The organism is Streptomyces sp. NTH33 (genome assembly GCF_003236365.1).
Lineage (GTDB): Bacteria > Actinomycetota > Actinomycetes > Streptomycetales > Streptomycetaceae > Streptomyces.
Map to the genome: position 1 here is coordinate 1 of NZ_POTZ01000670.1, position 2,841 is coordinate 2,841.

Annotated in this window: 2 protein-coding genes; both read left to right on the plus strand. The window is 71.2% G+C overall.

Translation table 11 applies throughout. From position 1 onward, the window contains the following. Positions 1-190 precede the first annotated feature (190 nt). The gene (locus C1I97_RS34705) at positions 191-1,438 is read left to right on the plus strand and encodes a cytochrome P450 family protein (protein ID WP_111006948.1); all 1,248 of its coding nucleotides are present in this window, start codon (positions 191-193) and stop codon (positions 1,436-1,438) included. A gap of 297 nt (positions 1,439-1,735) precedes the next feature. Then, positions 1,736-2,743, plus strand: coding sequence for an ornithine carbamoyltransferase (gene argF / locus C1I97_RS34710; protein WP_111006949.1), 1,008 nt, complete (start codon positions 1,736-1,738; stop codon positions 2,741-2,743). The last annotated feature ends 98 nt before the right edge of the window (positions 2,744-2,841 follow it).

Consider the following 2,841-nt stretch of genomic DNA (forward strand, 5'->3'; position numbering starts at 1 on the left):
GCCCTGCACCGTCTGCCCGACATCCACCTGGAGGTCCCCGCCGACGAGATCGCCCTGCGCCCCTCTCCGTGGACCCGCTGCCCCGTCTCCCTGCCGGTGACCTTCACCCCGCCCCTGTCCCCGGTCCCGGTCCATAGGACATGATCATCTTGTGCACCGTCAGATCGCAGCACACCACCGGAGGTAGTGCATGACCGTCCAGGACGTCTCCGCCCACCAGGTGCCCCTGGTCCGCCTCGACCCGACCGGCGCCGACCACCACGGCGAGGCCGCCCGGCTGCGCGAGCTCGGCCCGGTCGTCCGTATCGAGCTGCCCGGCGGCGTGCACGCCTGGGCGGTCACCCACCACCAGCTCCTCGCCGACCTGGTGGCCGACCCCCGGGTCAGCAAGGACTGGCACCGCTGGAACGCCATCCGCAACAACGAGATAGCCGACGACTGGCCCCTGACCGGCATGGTCAAGGTCACCAACATGGTGACCGCCGACGGCGCGGAGCACCACCGGCTGCGCAGACTGGTCACCAAGACCCTGACCCCGCAGCGGGTGCAGTCACTGCGTCCGCGCATCGCCGAGATCACCGAGGGCCTGCTGGACGCCCTGCCCGGGCACGCCCTTCCGGACGGATCGGTCGATCTGCGCCACCACTTCGCCTACCCGGTGCCCATGCAGGTGATCTGCGAACTGGTCGGCGTGCCCGAGCACGAGCGCGACGAGATGCGCGCCCTGGTCGACAGCATCTTCCGCACCGACACCACTCCGGAGGAGGTGCTCACCACCCAGCGGGACATCTACCTGCTGCTCGACCGGGTCGTCGAGGCGCGGCGCAAGGAGCCGGGGGACGACCTGACCAGCGCCCTCATCGCCGCCCGCGAGGAGGAGCCCGACACCCTCAGCGACGACGAACTGCTCGGCACGCTGTGGGTGATGGTCGCCGCCGGCCACGAGACCACCCTCAGTCTGCTGGCCAACGCCGTCCGGGCCCTGCTCACCCACCCCGACCAGCGTGCCCTCGCCCTCGCCGGCGACGCCGGGGTCTGGTCGGCGGTGGTCGAGGAGACCCTCCGCTGGGACGCCCCGATCGGCAACTTCCTGGCCCGCTACCCCCTTGAGGACATCGAGATCGCCGGCGTCACCATCCCCGCCGGCGAGGCCATCCTCGCCCCGTACAGCGCCGTCGGCCGTGACAGCGCCCAGCACGGGCCGGACGCCCACCGCTTCGACATCACCCGCACCCAGGCCAAGCACCTCTCGTTCGGTCACGGGCCGCATGTCTGCGTGGGCGCGCCGCTGGCCCGGCTGGAGGCGAACATCGCGCTGCCGGCGCTGTTCGCCCGCTACCCCGACCTGGCGCTCGCCGTCGACCCCGGCGACCTCGTCCCCGTTCCCTCCATGTTCTCCAACTCGGTCCAGGCCCTCCCCGTCCACCTGGGACTGTGACGCGCCCGAAGGCCGCCCCGGCGCCGGCGTCCGCCCGGCACCGGGGCGGCCTTCGCGCGCCTCGGCGCCCGATCGGCGATGCTCACCGAACGCGCTGCCGGCGGACGGGTTCCGACGGCTCGATGCGGCGGCACGGTGCGTCTCGGGCGGACGACGCGGAGGTGACGGCCGGCCTGCGGCGGGGAAGGTGACGGCAGGGAGACCTCGGCCGCTCGCGAGCAGCCCACTGAATAGAAATTCAAGGAGTCGTATAGAATTCCATAATAGGTCCGTCCCCCGATCCGTTGGAGTGCCCCCATGGCGACAGTCCCGACCGCCCTCACCGGCCGTCACTTCCTCAAGGAGCTGGACTTCACCCAGGAGGAGTTCCGTGGTCTGGTCGAGCTGGCCGCCGAGCTGAAGGCCGCCAAGAGGGCCGGGACCGAGACGCCGTACCTGCGCGGGAAGAACATCGCGCTGCTCTTCGAGAAGACCTCGACGCGCACCCGCTGCGCGTTCGAGGTCGCCGCCGCCGACCAGGGCGCCTCGACGACGTACCTCGACCCGTCCGGATCGCAGATGGGGCACAAGGAGTCCGTGAAGGACACCGCCCGCGTCCTCGGCCGGATGTTCGACGCGATCGAGTACCGGGGCGACGGCCAGGACACCGTCGAGGAGCTCGCCGCGCACGCCGGCGTCCCCGTCTACAACGGGCTCACCGACGACTGGCACCCCACCCAGATGCTCGCCGACGTGCTCACCATGACCGAGCACAGCGCCAAGCCGCTGCACGGGATCACCTTCGCCTACCTCGGCGACGCCCGCTTCAACATGGGCAACTCCTACCTGGTCACCGGCGCCCTGCTCGGCATGGACGTACGCCTGGTCGCCCCCAAGACGTACTGGCCCGCCCAGGACGTCGTCGACCGGGCCCGCGAGCTGGCCGCCGCCGGCGGCGCCCGCGTCACCCTCACCGAGTCCCTGGACGACGGCGTGCGCGGCGCCGACTTCGTGGCCACCGACGTCTGGGTGTCCATGGGCGAGCCCCAGGAGGTGTGGGCCGAGCGGATCGGCGCCCTCGCCCCGTACGCCGTGACCATGGACGTCCTGCGCGCCACCGGCAACCCGGACGTGAAGTTCCTGCACTGCCTGCCCGCCTTCCACGACCTCGGCACCAAGGTCGGCCGCGAGATCCACGAGCGGTACGGCCTGCGGTCGCTGGAAGTGACCGACGAGGTGTTCGAGTCGGCCCACTCGGTCGTCTTCGACGAGGCGGAGAACCGGCTGCACACCATCAAGGCGATCATGGTCGCCACTCTGGCCTGAGCACCCTTATCCTGACAAACGGTGCCGGAACCACCCACTCCGCCGCCGCAACGCGCCCCCTGGTCACCCCCGAGGTCGCCCCCGCACCACCAGAAACG

Coding starts and splice junctions, on each gene's coding strand:
- C1I97_RS34705 (WP_111006948.1), top strand. CDS start 191: ATGACCGTCCAGGACGTCTCCGCCCACCAGGTGCCCCTGGTCCGCCTC.
- argF (WP_111006949.1), top strand. CDS start 1,736: ATGGCGACAGTCCCGACCGCCCTCACCGGCCGTCACTTCCTCAAGGAG.